Consider the following 16,140-nt stretch of genomic DNA (forward strand, 5'->3'; position numbering starts at 1 on the left):
GATCTACGTCTGAGCATACTGCCTGTTACTTCACAGAAAAACAATACTTTGTCTGAGAATGATAAGTTTCTCCCACATGTAAAACCGGGGATTTAAAATTCGGTTCATTCACTGCATTCGGAAAATACTGTGTTTCCAGACAGAATGCGTGGCGAGAATCATAGGATGCACCGCCTTTTCCTGTCTGTTTCCCAATGAAATTTCCAGCATACAACTGGATACCGACACAGTCCGTATAGACATCCATGCAGATACCGGATTCCTCTGATCTTGCGCGGGCTGCAAGCTGCATTGTCCCATCAGCCTTATCTAAGACAAAATTATGGTCATAGCCGCCGACAAACTTAAGCTGTTCAAAGTCTGTGCTGATATCCTCACCGATCTTTTTCATCTTACGGAAATCCATCGGTGTTCCGGCAACCTTTTCCACATCACCGGTCGGGATCGCCTCTCCATCTTTTACCGGAGTATAATAGGAAGCTAAAATTTCAAGTTCCTGATCTTCCATGCTGCCGGAATCATGACCATTCAGATTAAAATAAGCGTGATTTGTAAAGTTTGCAACCGTATTCTGATCCGCAACTGCCTCATATGTGATTGCAAGTGCATTGTCCTCCGTTACTGCATAAGTAACTTTCGCAGTCATATTTCCCGGAAAATCCTGTTCTAAGTCCTTACTCAGATAGGAAAACGTGATCTCATTTTCCTTCTGCTGCTCCACACTCCAGATGACAGCGTTAAAACCGTTTTTCCCACTGTGCAGGTTATTTCCGTTGTCATTTTTTTCAAGCGGGTACTCTTTGCCATCTAAAACAACTTTTGCTCCGCCGATACGATTTGCATTACGACCGATCACTGCTCCAAAATAACACGTATGTTCCTGATACTCCTCTGGTGTATCATACCCTAACACTACATCCCGTTTTGCACCGTTTTGATCCGGCACAAGCACAGATATGATCGTTGCCCCAAGATCTGTCACAGAAACTTCCATACCATTTTCATTTTTCAACAGATATTTCGTAACAACTTTTCCTTCTTTTGTCTTTCCAAACTCGACACTGTTCATGCTATTTTAATCCTCATTTCCTGACAGCTTTATTTCTGTCATTTTTAATTCTGACCGTAGTATGCATTTGCGCCATGTTTGCGGTAAAAATGCTTTTCTTTGATACAATCCGGTGCCGGAAGTACTTTCGGATTCAAAAGTTCTGTATTCTTTGCCATCTTCGCAACTTCCTCTAACACAACTGCATTGTGCACTGCCTCTGCCGCATCTTTTCCCCAGGTAAACGGTCCATGATTCTTGCAGAGTACCGCCGGCGTATACATCGGTTTGATGCCTCTTGTCTCAAAGGTCTCGATAATGACTAACCCAGTGTTTTTCTCGTAAGCTTCCTTGATCTCCTCCGGTGTAAGATTTCTTGCGCACGGAATCGGGCCAAAAAAGTAATCTGCGTGCGTGGTTCCATAGAGAGGAATGTCTCTTCCTGCCTGCGCCCATGCCACAGCCTCCGGAGAATGTGTGTGCACGATTCCACCGATCTCCTCATATTTTTTATAAAGTTCAATATGCGTTGCCGTATCGGATGACGGTTTGTATCTTCCCTCGATCTTATTGCCATTTAAATCCATGACAACCATATCATCCGGAGATAATGCATCATAATCCACACCACTTGGCTTGATCACAAAATATCCGCTTTCCCTGTCGATCCCGCTGACATTTCCCCATGTATAGGTGATCAGTCCGCGGCGCGGCAGTTCCATATTCGCCTCATAGACCTGTTTTTTTAATTCCTCTAACATGCTTTCTGTTCCTCCATAATACGTTTTGCAATGCCCTCTGCATCCAGTTCATATTTATGAAGCAGTTCTTTCGCAGGACCTGACTCTCCGAATACATCATTTACACCGATCCTCGTTATCTTAGTCGGACATTTTTCACCGAGCAGCTCTGCAACTGCACTGCCAAGTCCTCCAATGATAGAGTGTTCTTCCACCGTATACACACGTCCTGTCTGTTTTGCTGCTTTTAAGACCAGTTCTTCATCTAATGGTTTGATCGTATGGATATTGATGACCTGTGCATCAATACCATTCTCTGCCAGTGTTTCTGCTGCTTTTAATGTTTCTGATACGCAAAGCCCTGTCGCAAAGATCGTAATGTCTTTTCCTTTTCGGAGTTCCACACCTTTACCGATCTCAAACTTATATTCCGGATTGTCATTGATGACCGGAACTGCCAGACGTCCAAAACGCATATAAACAGGACCTACATATTCATAAGCCGCACGTACAGCAGCCTTTGCTTCCACGTCATCACTTGGATTGATAATGACCATGCCGGGAATCTCACGCATCAGACCGATATCCTCGTTACACTGATGTGTCGCTCCATCCTCACCTACTGAGATACCTGCATGTGTTGCACCGATCTTTACATTCAGATGCGGATAACCAATGGAGTTGCGCACCTGCTCATAGGCACGTCCTGCCGCAAACATGGCAAATGTGCTGACAAACGGCACTTTTCCACATGTAGAAAGTCCTGCTGCAATACCTGTCATATTTGCTTCTGCGATACCACAGTCAATATGGCGCTCCGGAAATGCTTTTTTAAAAATACCTGTCTTGGTAGCTGCAGCGAGATCAGCATCAAGTACAACCAGATTTTCTTTTTCTTTTCCAAGTTCAGCTAATGCGTTACCATAACTTTCTCTGGTCGCGATCATCTTTACTTCTGACATAATGCTTCACCCGCCTTTCCTAATTCTTCCATTGCAATCGCATATTCCTCATCGTTAGGTGCCTTTCCATGCCAGCCTACCTGACCTTCCATGTAAGAAACACCCTTACCTTTTAAGGTGTGTGCAATGATCGCTGTCGGCATGCCTTTGGTTTCCTTTGCCTCTTTAAATGCTTCTGCAAGCTGTGCAAAATCATTTCCGTCTGCAACCTGGATCACATGAAAATTGAAAGCCTCAAACTTTTTGTCAATTGGGTCCGGTGAACATACCTCATCAAGTGTTCCGTCAATCTGCATGTTATTATTATCAACGATCACTACCAGATTATCGAGTTTGCGGTGTCCGGCAAACATAGCTGCTTCCCATACCTGTCCTTCCTCAATCTCTCCGTCACCTAAAAGTGTGTAAACACGGTAATCTTTGTTGTCCATTTTCCCTGCAAGCGCCATTCCGACCGCGCAGGAGATTCCCTGCCCTAAAGAACCGGAAGACATATCCACACCCGGGATATGTTTCATATCCGGATGTCCCTGTAAATAGGAGCCTGTATGGCGCAGCGTCTCTAAATCTTTCACCGGAAAATATCCGCGGTTTGCCAGAGTGGAATAAAGTCCCGGTGCCGTATGTCCCTTCGATAAGACAAAACGGTCACGATCCTCTTTCTTCGGATCTTTCGGATCAATATTCATCTCTTCAAAATATAAATATGTAAAAATCTCTGTCGCTGAAAGCGATCCCCCCGGATGCCCGGATTTCGCAGCATGTGTCGCAGTTACAATGCCCTTGCGCACCTCGACTGCTGTCTGCTTTAATTCATCGATAGTCATTGATACCCTCCTGTAATTTTTTCATATACTCTGCGAAACTCATCTTGAATTATTTATACGTTGGAAGTATGGACAGATTTAATGAAGGCACGCTCTCGCTGCCTGTCGCTCGCAGCGGATACTAAGCGAGTAAAATACACCCGCTAAGTACCGGCGGCTCCCCAGCACCTTCTTATAAATCTGTCCATACTTCCAACTGCCTTGAGTCATCAATGAGTTTCGCGGTGATTTGTATTAGTCACCGAATACAGCAAAGCCGTCTATATATATTTCAAAATTTTTTTACTCTCCGAAGACGTCAGAGCGGTTTCTATAGTCTTTTTGTAAAACCTTAGTCACCAAAAACCGCAAAGCCGTCTATATATATTTCAAAATTTTTTACTCTCCGAAGACGTCAGAGCGGTTTCTATAGTCTTTTTGTAAAACCTTAGTCACCAAAAACCGCTCTATAGTCCTTCTGGAATTTTTCGATTCCGGCATCAGTCAACGGATGTTTTGTCATCTGGACGATTACGTTGTATGGTACAGTTGCGATATGTGCACCTGCCAATGCGCAGTCAGTTACGTGGATCGGGTTACGGATGGATGCAGCGATGATCTCTGTCTCAAGTCCATAGTTATCGAAGATCTGAACGATATCCTGGATCAGGTCGATGCCTGCCGTGCTGATATCATCTAATCTTCCAAGGAACGGAGAAACATAGGTTGCACCTGCTCTTGCTGCAAGGAGTGCCTGGTTTGCTGTAAAGATCAGTGTTACATTGGTTTTAATTCCCTCTGCTGAAAGAACTTTTACAGCTTTTAATCCTTCTACTGTCATCGGAATTTTTACAACCATGTTCGGATGGATTGCTGCGATCTCACGTCCCTCTTTGATCATACCTTCCGCATCAACTGTTGTAGCTTTTACTTCGCCGCTGATCGGTCCGTCTACGATTGATGTGATCTCTTTGATTACTTCATTGAAATCTCTTCCCTCTTTTGCGATCAAAGACGGGTTGGTGGTAACACCACAGATCACTCCCATATCATTTGCTTTACGGATATCCTCTACGTTTGCTGTGTCAATAAAAAATTTCATAATACACTTCTCCTTCTTTGTGTGCACGTGCACGTATTTTGTTTTCTATATGATAGTCTCTTTTATATAAAAATTCAACCGTATTTTAATGTTTTCATGATTTTGCACAACTTTTTTGCGTGCATGTGCACACTTTTCACAAAACAATTTTTTCATCATAAATATACACATGCATGTTATTGTTGTTTAACGGTAAAACAGTTCCCCAATCTGCAGATCACGTTTAAAATCACGGATCTTCGTATCTTTGTCAATATAAACAGCTTCAATTCCCATTGCATTTGCCCAGTCACCCATCTGCTCTGCAGTCAGATCGTAAGTAAATGCCGTATGATGTGCGCCGCCTGCAAGAATCCATGCCTCTGCACCGGTATAAAGATCCGGCTGTGGTGTCCAGAAATTAGTTGCTACAGGAAGTTTCGGCATTGGTTTTTCCACTTTTTTGCAGTCCACATCATTGATGATCAGACGGAAACGGTTGCCAAGATCGATCAGGGAAGTTGCAATACCTTTTCCTTCTTTGGATGTAAATACCAGTCTTGCAGGATCTTCTCTGTCACCCATGGAAAGCGGCTGACATTTGATACTGATCGGACCATCAGCGATTGACGGACAGATCTCTAACATATGTGCCTCTAAGATACCCTCTTTGCCTTTGACAAAGTTGTAAGTGTAATCCTCTAACATAGAAGTTCCCTTTGCATCTTTTTTGCCCTCGGTCATGATCTTCATCAGACGTACCATTGCAGCAACTTTCCAGTCCCCCTCCGCACCAAAACCATAACCTTTTTCCATCAGTCTCTGGATTGCAAGTCCCGGAAGCTGTTTTAAGGCACCAAGATCACCAAAGTGGGTTACGATCGCCTGATAATTCTTTTCGTCTAAGAAACGCTCAAAACCAAGTTCGATCTGTGCCTGAACGGCAACATGACGTCGAAATTCTTCCGGATCGCGTCCCTCTAACAAAATGTCATATTTATCGTAATATTCATCGACCAATGCATTGGTATCGGATTCAGATACTGCTGCAACGGACTCTGCGATCTCATTGACCGGATATGCATCGACTTCCCAGCCAAATTTCAACTGTGCTTCCACTTTATCGCCTTCAGTTACCGCAACATTTCTCATATTGTCAGCAACACGCATCACACGGATATGGCTGCTCTCGATCACGCCGACTGCCGTGCGCATCCAGGAAGCGATTTTTTCCTGTACTGCCGGATCAGACCAGTGTCCGACAACTACTTTACGTTCAATTCTCATACGGGTTACGATATGACCGTACTCTCTGTCACCATGTGCAGACTGGTTTTCATTCATGAAATCCATATCGATGGTATCATACGGGATTTCTTCATTGAACTGGGTATGTAAATGTAATAACGGCTTTCTGTATTCCTGTAATCCTAAGATCCAGGATTTTGCCGGCGAAAATGTGTGCATCCACGTGATCACACCTGCACATTCCTCATCCATATTTGCCTCGTTAAAAGTCTTTCGGATCAGTTCATTTGTGATCAGTGTCGGTTTCCAGACAACCTCATAAGGAAGTACCCCGGATTCATTTAATTTTGCAACAATGATCTTTGCATGCTCTGCCACGTGTTCTAAGCACTCATCCCCATATAGATCCTGTGATCCGGTACAAAACCAGAATTTGTAATTTTTTGTTTTTAACATGTGTAAATATCCTCCTGATATAATTTTTATAAGATCGGCATCGTCTCTACGGCTGCCTTTTCTGCTTCCAGTGTCTTTTTATAACTTTCAATATAAGCATCGAATCCTGCCACATCCAAAGGATCCGGTTCCATGACAGTTCCTGTTTCCCCGTTAAAGATCCGTTCAGATAAGTACTGCTCTAATGTTTCACCCTCTTTTTTGTGAACCATGTAAGATGCAAGCAGTGCCATGCCCCACGGACCACCCTCACCTGCAGTCTCCATAACCGCTACCGGTGCATCCATAGCCGCTGCAAGGATTCCCTGTCCGACTCCTTTTGTCTTAAACAGTCCTCCATGACCGTAAATACGGTCTACTTTTACTTTTTCCTCTTTTAACAGGATATCAAGACCGATCTTTAAAGTGGCAAGTGATGCATAAAGATTGCTTTTCATAAAGTTTGCCAGTGTAAAATGTGCGTCCGGTCTGCGCACGAAAAGCGGACGTCCTTCATTCAGACCGGTTACCGGTTCGCCGGAAAAATAATTGTAGGAAATCAGACCTCCGCAGTCTTTATCTCCCTCTAATGCTTTCCGGTAAAGTGTTCCAAACAATTCGTTCATGTCCGGTTTTAATCCGAATGCTTCCGCAAATTCTTTAAAAAGTCCAACCCATGCATTCAGATCCGATGTACAGTTGTTGCAGTGAACCATTGCAACAGTGTCTCCAGATGGCGTAGTCACCATATCCAGTTCCTCATGCACATTCTTTAAATCTTCCTCAAGAACAACCATTGCAAACACAGAGGTTCCGGCTGATACGTTTCCTGTGCGTACTGCAACGGAATTAGTTGCTGCCATACCGGTTCCGGCATCTCCCTCCGGCGGGCAGAGCGGAATGCCTGCGGAAAGATTACCGCTCTTATCTAATAATTTTGCCCCCTCAGCCGACAATGTTCCTGCTTTTTCTCCTGCAACCAGAACTTTTGGTAAAATATCACGAAGCTTCCACGGATATCCCTTCGGTGCCACAAGCGCATCAAATTTATCGATCATCGCCTGATTGTAATCTCTTGTCTTCGCGTCGATCGGGAACATACCGGATGCCTCCCCGACACCGAGTACTTTTTCGCCTGTCAGTTTCCAGTGAATATATCCGGCTAACGTTGTAAAATATGAAATACTGCTTACGTGTTCTTCTCCGTTTAAGATCGCCTGATATAAGTGTGCGATACTCCAGCGCTGCGGAATATTAAATGAAAACTCCTTTGTCAGTGCTGCAGCTGCCTCCCCCGTGATCGTGTTGCGCCAGGTACGGAATGGTACCAGCAGCTCCTCATCTTTATCAAATGCCATATAACCATGCATCATGCCGGAAAATCCGATCGCTGCGAGTGATTTGATCACTGTATCGTATTTTTCCTTTACATCCTCTGTTAATTTGCCATAACAGTCGGTAAGTCCCGTCCAGATATCGTCCAGACTGTATGTCCAGATTCCTTCCTCTAAACGGTTTTCCCAGTCATGTGCACCGGATGCGACCGGCTCCCCTGCCTCATTCACGAGAACCGCCTTGATCCTGGTTGAACCGAATTCAATCCCCAGTACCGCTTTTCCGGCTTCAATCGTCTGCTTTGCGTTACTCATTATCCCTTCTCCTTTCAGATATAAACCACTTCTTCTATACTTTCAGCATACAACTTGTATGCATGTGTTAACAAGTTGTTTTTTCTTAAAATACCACTTTATAAAATCTCTATAAATTCGCTTTGTTCCTGACCATGTATGGTATAATGTATTAAGCTATGAGCAGTGCCAGATAAGAAGGAACACTGCGGAATAAAATACAGACCAGCACGAACTAATCACAACGTAAAAAGAAAGAGATTTTCCCATGCCATCAGAACATAAAACAAATGAAACCATCAAATACAAACTTGCCACCGCAATGAAAGAATGCATGAAATCCGCCTCCGTAGAGAAGATCACCGTCACGGAGATTGTGGAGACCTGCGGCGTGACACGCCAGACCTTTTACCGGAATTTTAAGGATAAGTATGACCTTATCAACTGGTATTTTGATAAAATTTTACTGGAATCTTTCGAACATATGGGTGAAGGGAAAACTGTGTATGAAGGACTGGTAAATAAATTTCATTATATCCAGCAGGAAAAGCTCTTTTTTAAAGCAGCTTTTAAAAATGACGATCAGAATTGTCTGAGAGATCATGATTTTCAACTGATCTGTGCATTTTACGCCGAACAGCTTGAGACGCGCATGGCGTGCAGACTTTCCCGTCAGCTGCAGTTTCAGTTAGAAATGTACTGCCAGGGTTCCATTTATATGACCGTACAGTGGGTGCTTGGCTATCGCAAATGTTCTGCCGAAGAACTCGCACATGCCCTTGCATCTGCCATGCCGGAAGAACTGCAGACTGTATTTCATAAATACGGGTTGGTTTGATGCAGGAAAATGTTACATTCATAAACATTTCTGTTACAAAAAAACCTTCCAGGCAAAACAATTATGCCTGAAAGGTTTTCTTTTACTTATGACAATATACGAATCATAAAGCGTACATTCTATGATTTCACCGCTGCAATTACATCAGTTTCCGGAAAAGATTCTTCAGATCTTCCACACTGGCATCTTTCGGGTTACCTGGAGCACATGCATCTGCATGAGCAGATTCCGCAAGGAAATCAAGGTCTTCTTCTTTTAATGACTCAAGTTTTGTCGGGATTCCGACATCCACAGAAAGTTTCTGTACCGCATCAACTGCAGCTTTACGGTATTCTTCCACTGACATATCATCCACACCTTTGACTCCCATTGCACGGGCGATCTCACGGTATTTTTCTCCGGTACAGTCAGCGTTGTATTCCATAACGATCGGAAGCATCATCGCACATGCCACACCATGTGGTGTATCATAGACAGCACCTAAGGTATGTGCCATGGAATGAGCGATTCCAAGACCTACGTTAGAGAAGCCCATTCCGGCAATGTACTGTCCAAGTGCCATTCCCTCACGTCCCTCTTTCTTATTATCCACTGCATCACGCAGAGATCTTGAAATGATCTCGATTGCTTTCAGATGGAACATATCTGTCATTTCCCATGCAGCCTTAGTTGTATATCCCTCGATTGCATGTGTCAAGGCATCCATACCGGTGGAAGCTGTCAGTCCTTTTGGCATGGAGGACATCATATCCGGATCAACGATCGCGATCACCGGCATGTCGTGCGGATCAACACAGACAAATTTTCTCTTTCTCTCCACATCCGTGATAACGTAGTTGATTGTAACTTCTGCTGCTGTACCAGCGGTTGTAGGTACTGCAATGATCGGTACACATGGTTTTTTCGTAGGAGCAACGCCTTCAAGACTTCTGACATCCTCAAATTCCGGGTTCGCGATAATGATTCCGATCGCTTTGGAAGTATCCATGGAAGAGCCGCCTCCGATCGCGATCAGATAATCAGCACCTGCTTTCTTAAATGCCTCTACACCATGCTGTACGTTCTGGATCGTAGGATTTGCTTTGATATCAGAATAGATCTCATAAGCAAGTCCGTTTTTATCCAGAATATCTGTTACTTTTTTTGTGACACCAAATTTGATCAGGTCAGGATCTGAGCATACAAACGCTTTTTTGAATGCACGCGCTTTTGCCTCTGTTGCGATCTCCTCGATTGCTCCTGCTCCGTGATAAGATGTTTCGTTTAACATAATTCTGTTTGCCATAATAATCTTCTCCTTTTCCAATACTTATGATACTTTGATTGTAACAGGACGAAATCTTATTTGTAAGTGACAAAACAGTGAAATTGTAACAAAAAAATAAAAATCCCGCCGGAACTTCCAGCAGGATTTTCATTTACTTATTTTCTGATCGGATTATACATTGATCTCAGCTTTTACTCCAAGCTCTGCTGCATTGGCATCTAAGATCGGTTTTACCACATTTGCGATAAACTTATCTACCTGGATCGGTGCACGTCCCACATATTTTGCCGGATCCATCGTTGACTGAAGTTCCTCTAATGTCAGGTTAAACTCTGGATCTGCTGCGATCAGTTCAAGCAGATTGTTGTCTTTTCCTTCTTCTTTGACAGTCTTGCCCGCCTGCATGGATAAAGTACGGATCTTCTCATGCAGCTCCTGACGGTTGCCGCCATTTTTTACAGCATCCATCATAATGTTTTCTGTTGCCATAAATGGAAGCTCTGCCATTAAATGTTTGGTGATGACTTTATCATATACGACTAATCCATCTACTACATTTAAGCACAGGTCTAAGATACCATCGATCGCAAGGAATCCTTCCGGAATGGAAAGTCTCTTGTTTGCGGAATCATCTAAGGTACGCTCAAACCACTGTGTTGCAGAGGTGATCGCCGGGTTTAATGCATCGATCATGACATAACGTGATAAAGATGCAATACGCTCAGAACGCATCGGGTTGCGTTTATATGCCATAGCGGAAGATCCGATCTGGTTCTTTTCAAACGGTTCTTCTACTTCTTTTAAGTGCTGTAACAGGCGGATATCATTTGACATCTTATGCGCACTTGCCGCAATGCCTGCAAGAATATTTGCAACTCTGGTATCTACTTTTCTGGAGTAAGTCTGTCCGGAAACTGCGTAACATTCTTTAAATCCCATCTTTGCAGCGATCATCGGATCGATCTTATCGATCGTCTCCTGATCTCCGTCAAACAGTTCTAAGAAACTTGCCTGTGTTCCGGTTGTTCCTTTTGAACCAAGCAGTTTCAAAGATCCCATGACATACTCAAGATCCTCAAGATCCATGATAAATTCCTGTGCCCACAGTGTCGCACGTTTTCCAACGGTCGTCGGCTGTGCAGGCTGGAAATGGGTAAATGCCAGTGTCGGCAGATTTTTATAGGTATCTGCAAATTTTGCAAGTTCTGCAATAACATTGACCAGTTTTTTATGAACTAATTCCAATGCTTCACGCATTAAAATAATATCTGTATTGTCTCCAACATAACAGGAAGTTGCTCCAAGATGGATGATTCCTGCCGCTTTCGGGCACTGCTGTCCGTATGCATATACATGACTCATAACATCATGGCGAACCAGTTTCTCACGCTCTCTTGCGACATCATAGTTAATGTCCTCGGCATGTGCCTTTAACTCGTCGATCTGCTCCTGTGTAATGACCGGCTTTCCATTCTCGGAAAGTCCTAACCCCATCTCTGTCTCAGCTAATGCGATCCATAATTTTCTCCATGTACGGAATTTTTTATCCTGTGAAAAAATATACTGCATCTCCTTGCTGGCATAACGCTCAGATAATGGACTTGTATATCTGTCTGTACTCATTTCTATTCTCCTTAATAGTGTTTAATTATCTCTCAAAATCGCCGCGGATGTCTTCTTTTGGCGGCTCCATCGGATAAGTACCGGTAAAGCATCCCTTACAGATGTTTAATCCGCCAACCATCTCCTCTAAACGCTCAATCCCAAGGTAACCAAGGGAATCTGCACCGATGATCTTACGGATATCTTCGATGGAACGGTTATATGCGATCAACTGTTCCCGCTCCGGAATATCCGTTCCAAAATAGCACGGCCATAAAAATGGTGGTGAACTGATCCTTACATGTACTTCTGTCGCTCCTGCGTCACGCAGCATCTTTACGATACGGTCTGACGTTGTACCACGGACAATGGAATCATCGATCATGATGATACGTTTTCCATCTACCGCTTCTTTTAAAACATTTAATTTTACACGCACGCTTGACTCTCTGCTGCTCTGTTTCGGCTTGATGAAAGTTCTTCCGACATATCCGTTTTTCACAAATGCGGTGCCATATGGGATTCCCGACTGCAGGGAATAACCGAGTGCTGCCGCATTTCCGGATTCCGGAACACCGACAACAAGATCAGCATCCACCGGTGAATCCATGGCAAGGAAACGTCCTGCCTTAATTCTGGATGCATAAACGCTCACACCGTCAATGTGGCTGTCCGGTCTTGCAAAATAAATATATTCAAAAATACAGCGTGCTTCTTTTTCTTTTGGCAGTGCTAAGGAAAGATCCGACTGGATACCGCCCTCCGGTGTGATCGTAACGATCTCACCCGGCAATACATCACGGACATACTCTGCACCGATCGTATCTAATGCACACGTCTCGGATGCTAAAATATAGGCATTGTCACGTTTTCCGATACAAAGCGGTTTAAAACCATACGGATCACGCGCTCCGACTAATTTTCTCGGACTCATCACAACTAACGCAAATGCACCCTTTATCTTCTGGCATGCACGTCCCACTGCCTCTTCCACACTGTTTGAATTTAAACGCTCACGGGCAATGTGATAGGCGATGACCTCAGAGTCGATCGTCGTCTGGAAAATTGCTCCGGTATACTCTAAATCCTTACGCAGTTCCATTGCATTGATCAGGTTTCCATTGTGGGCAAGCGCAAGTGTTCCCTTAACGTAATTAAGAACCAATGGCTGTGCATTCTCGCGGGTAGAAGCTCCTGCCGTCGAATAACGGACATGTCCAACACCGATATCGCCATGCATAGGCTCTAAATTATCCTGCGTAAATACCTCATTGACAAGTCCCATGCCTTTGTATGAGGTTACTTTTCCCTTTGGCCCGTTTGTTTCACTGACTGCAATACCACAGCTCTCCTGTCCACGGTGCTGCAATGCAAAAAGACCATAATAAATCGTGGATGCAACGTCTCCGCCATCAAAATCGTACATTCCGAATACACCACATTCCTCATGCAGTCCGCTGTCGCCATTTGTCTGCCATGGTGTATCTTTCACAAATCCATTGTTGTCCATAAAATCCTCCTTGTTTTGCGAAGCAAAATCCGAGCCCCACAGCGAGGAGAGGATTTTCCTCCTTGTTTTTCGAAGAAAAATGCAATTTTACCATGTAAAATTTGCCCACTGGTGTTCAGAGGATTTTTCTACTATGCAAATTTCTTGCCTGTCAGAAGCTCATATGCCTCTTTGTATTTATTCACTGTCTTTTCGATGACATCATCCGGTAACAGGTAATCACTGTCCGGGTTGGCTTTTAACCAGTCTCTTACAAACTGTTTGTCAAAGGACGGCTGTCCCTGTCCCGGTTTGTAACCCTCTAATGGCCAGAATCTGGAGCTGTCCGGTGTAAGCATCTCATCTCCTAATACAACATTGCCATTCTCATCTAAACCAAATTCAAACTTGGTATCTGCAATGATGATACCTTTTGTCAGTGCATATTCGGCACATTTTTTATATAAAGCGATCGTATAATCTTTGATCTGTTCTGCGTAGGAAGCACCTTTTCCCGGATACTCTTTCTCTAAGATCTCTCTGCAGCGCTCAAATGAGATATTCTCATCATGCAGACCGATCTCAGCTTTTGTACTCGGTGTAAAGATCGGCTCAGGCAGCTTATCAGACTCTTTTAATCCCTCCGGCAGCTTGATACCACATACGGTACCGTTTTCTTTGTAGCTCTCCCAGCCGCTGCCTGTAATATATCCACGCACGATGCACTCGATCGGAAGCATCTCTAATTTTTTACACATCATACTGTTGCCGTCAAATCTCTCCTCATGGAAAAACTCCGGCATATCTTTCACATCAACAGAAATCATATGATTTGGAACGATATCTTTTGTCAGATCAAACCAGAATTTAGACATCTGAGTCAGAATCGCACCCTTTTTTGTGACTTTATTCTTCAAAATATGATCAAAAGCAGAAATTCTGTCTGTCGCTACAATGATCAGGCTGTCGCCGTTATCATATACTTCACGTACTTTTCCCTCTTTAACTGGCTGAAATACTTTGCTACTCATCCTCTTTGTCCTCTTTTCCGGTGTTATGAACACCATATCATTTTCTGATGTTACCCAAAAATTATAATACATAGTCTTTTGGAAAGTCAATGACTTTGCCCATATGCACCCGGATCTGCGATATAGAAAATTGTGTTCTTTTTATTAGTATTTTTGTATAATTTTTATTATATTATAAGTAATACTTATATTTTTATTTATATACTCTTATTCTCACAAAAAGAAGCAGCCACACCTTCTGATCATAGACCAGTTTTTGCGACTGCCTTCTTATTATAAATGATACATTTTTAAAGTTTTAACTGCTTTACTGCCACAACTGTGACACCTCTTTTTGTCTTTCTATATGACTTTCACATCTTTTTTATTATTTTTTGATCAGTAAAGATTTTCCGGTCATTTCTGCCGGCTGCTCCATTCCCATCAGCTCGATCATAGTCGGGATGATATCTGCAAGACATCCATCCTCTTTTAAGGTGTAGGAAGGATCTGCATTTACCAGGATAAATGGAACCGGGTTGGTTGTATGGGAAGTTAACGGCTCGCCTGTCTCATAGTTTACAAGCTGCTCTGCATTACCATGATCTGCGCAGATGAACATCTGTCCGTCTACTTCTTTTAATGCCTCAACTGCTTTTCCTACGCAGGTATCGACTGTCTCAACTGCTTTGATTGCTGCGTCTAAGATTCCGGTATGACCAACCATATCCGGGTTTGCAAAGTTGATGATGATGACATCATATTTTTCAGAACGGATCGCATCGCATAATTTATCGCAGACTTCCGGTGCACTCATCTCCGGCTGTAAATCATAGGTAGCTACTTTCGGGGATTTTACAAGGATACGGTCCTCACCTTTGTTTGGTTCCTCCACACCACCGTTGAAGAAGAATGTAACATGCGCATACTTCTCTGTCTCTGCGATTCTTGCCTGAGTCATATTGTGTGCTGCTAAATACTCACCAAACGTATTTTTCAGTTCTACTTTCTTAAATGCAACTTCTTTGTTCGGGATAGTCACATCATACTCAGTAAAGCAGATATATTTTACGTTCTTTCTTGCGCCACGGTCAAATCCGTCAAAATCATCCATACAGAATGTTCTTGTGATCTCACGTGCACGGTCTGGACGGAAGTTGAAGAAAATAACGGTATCGTTGTCTTTGATCGTTGCGATCGGTTTGCCATTCTCTGTGATTGCAGTCGGAACGAAGAACTCATCTGTTACATCTTTTGCATAAGATGCTTCCATTGCTGCTACTGCGCTCTCGGCAGCCTCTCCTTCACCTGTGGTCAGCACTTTGTATGCTTTCTCCACACGATCCCATCTGTTATCACGGTCCATTGCGTAGTAACGTCCGGAAATAGATGCGATCTTGCCAACACCAATTTCTTTCATCTTAGCTTCCAGTTCTTCGATGAACTCTTTACCGGAAGTCGGAGCAGTATCACGTCCGTCTAAGAAGCAGTGTACATATACATTCTCAACGCCCTCTTTTTTTGCCATTTCAAGCAGACCAAACAGGTGTGTGATATGGCTGTGTACACCACCGTTCGATAACAGTCCGTATAAATGAAGGTCGGAACCGTTTTTCTTTACGTTTTCCATACCATCTAATAATGCCTGATTTTTGAAGAAATCGCCATCGCTGATTTCTTTTGTGATTCTCGTCAGTTCCTGATATACGATTCTTCCGGCACCCATATTTAAATGTCCTACCTCAGAGTTACCCATCTGTCCGTCAGGAAGACCAACTGCAAGACCACTTGCATTTCCTTTTACAAACGGATAGTCTTTCATAAGTCCGTCGATCACCGGTGTTTTTGCCTGTGCTACGGCGTTTCCTTCTGTTTTTTCATTCAGACCAAATCCGTCTAAGATCATTAATACGGTAGGTTTCTTACTCATGTTTTGTTTCCTCACTTTCTATTCTCTTTCCATTTATCAAAAGTATACGATTCTCC

At 43.4% G+C, this 16,140-nt stretch carries 13 protein-coding genes; 1 reads left to right on the plus strand and 12 read right to left on the minus strand.

The genetic code is table 11. The features are described from left to right. Positions 1-25 precede the first annotated feature (25 nt). The 7 genes from ACDD58_RS03890 to ACDD58_RS03920 form a co-directional block, all read right to left on the minus strand. Complete coding sequence (locus ACDD58_RS03890; RefSeq protein WP_370775919.1) at positions 26-1,069, minus strand: aldose epimerase family protein; 1,044 nt, start codon at positions 1,067-1,069, stop codon at positions 26-28. Positions 1,070-1,113: 44 nt separating this feature from the next. Then, entirely contained in the window at positions 1,114-1,809 is a 696-nt protein-coding gene (locus tag ACDD58_RS03895; protein ID WP_370775921.1) for an L-ribulose-5-phosphate 4-epimerase, read from the minus strand. Continuing rightward, the gene (locus tag ACDD58_RS03900) at positions 1,803-2,750 is read right to left on the minus strand and encodes a transketolase family protein (RefSeq protein WP_117922219.1); all 948 of its coding nucleotides are present in this window, start codon (positions 2,748-2,750) and stop codon (positions 1,803-1,805) included. Before ACDD58_RS03900 ends, ACDD58_RS03895 begins: the two co-directional genes overlap by 7 nt. Continuing rightward, on the minus strand, positions 2,738-3,577 hold the full coding sequence (locus tag ACDD58_RS03905) for a transketolase (protein ID WP_370775924.1): 840 nt from the start codon (positions 3,575-3,577) through the stop codon (positions 2,738-2,740). Before ACDD58_RS03905 ends, ACDD58_RS03900 begins: the two co-directional genes overlap by 13 nt. Before the next feature lie 427 nt (positions 3,578-4,004). Then, entirely contained in the window at positions 4,005-4,658 is a 654-nt protein-coding gene (fsa, locus tag ACDD58_RS03910) for a fructose-6-phosphate aldolase (protein ID WP_006858099.1), read from the minus strand. 186 nt (positions 4,659-4,844) lie between these two features. Further along, complete coding sequence (gene araA / locus ACDD58_RS03915; protein ID WP_117922221.1) at positions 4,845-6,341, minus strand: L-arabinose isomerase; 1,497 nt, start codon at positions 6,339-6,341, stop codon at positions 4,845-4,847. A gap of 26 nt (positions 6,342-6,367) precedes the next feature. After that, a complete protein-coding gene (locus ACDD58_RS03920; RefSeq protein WP_117922222.1) occupies positions 6,368-7,969 on the minus strand; it encodes a xylulokinase in 1,602 nt (533 codons plus the stop codon). A gap of 247 nt (positions 7,970-8,216) precedes the next feature. Here ACDD58_RS03920 and ACDD58_RS03925 point away from each other — a divergent pair, with 247 nt between their 5' ends. After that, positions 8,217-8,786, plus strand: a complete 570-nt coding sequence (locus ACDD58_RS03925) for a TetR/AcrR family transcriptional regulator C-terminal domain-containing protein (RefSeq protein ID WP_117922223.1) — start codon at positions 8,217-8,219, stop codon at positions 8,784-8,786. Positions 8,787-8,925: 139 nt separating this feature from the next. Here the strand turns inward: ACDD58_RS03925 and fucO are convergent, their stop codons facing one another. The 5 genes from fucO to gpmI all read right to left on the minus strand — a co-directional run bounded on the left by fucO (position 8,926) and on the right by gpmI (position 16,084). Further along, positions 8,926-10,071 carry a lactaldehyde reductase gene (gene fucO / locus ACDD58_RS03930; protein ID WP_117922224.1) on the minus strand — a complete coding sequence of 382 codons (1,146 nt, stop codon included), beginning with the start codon at positions 10,069-10,071 and terminating at the stop codon, positions 8,926-8,928. A gap of 153 nt (positions 10,072-10,224) precedes the next feature. Continuing rightward, positions 10,225-11,676 (minus strand): adenylosuccinate lyase, encoded by a 1,452-nt coding sequence (purB, locus tag ACDD58_RS03935; protein WP_370775929.1) that lies wholly within the window; start codon positions 11,674-11,676, stop codon positions 10,225-10,227. A gap of 25 nt (positions 11,677-11,701) precedes the next feature. Then, positions 11,702-13,165 carry an amidophosphoribosyltransferase gene (purF, locus tag ACDD58_RS03940; RefSeq protein ID WP_117922226.1) on the minus strand — a complete coding sequence of 488 codons (1,464 nt, stop codon included), beginning with the start codon at positions 13,163-13,165 and terminating at the stop codon, positions 11,702-11,704. A 131-nt stretch (positions 13,166-13,296) separates the two neighbouring features. Further along, positions 13,297-14,175 carry a phosphoribosylaminoimidazolesuccinocarboxamide synthase gene (locus ACDD58_RS03945; RefSeq protein WP_241070940.1) on the minus strand — a complete coding sequence of 293 codons (879 nt, stop codon included), beginning with the start codon at positions 14,173-14,175 and terminating at the stop codon, positions 13,297-13,299. A gap of 367 nt (positions 14,176-14,542) precedes the next feature. Then, positions 14,543-16,084 carry a 2,3-bisphosphoglycerate-independent phosphoglycerate mutase gene (gpmI, locus tag ACDD58_RS03950; protein WP_370775932.1) on the minus strand — a complete coding sequence of 514 codons (1,542 nt, stop codon included), beginning with the start codon at positions 16,082-16,084 and terminating at the stop codon, positions 14,543-14,545. Between the last annotated feature and the right edge of the window lie 56 nt (positions 16,085-16,140).

The organism is Roseburia sp. (assembly GCF_041325975.1).
Classification (GTDB): Bacteria; Bacillota; Clostridia; order Lachnospirales; family Lachnospiraceae; genus Roseburia; species Roseburia rectibacter.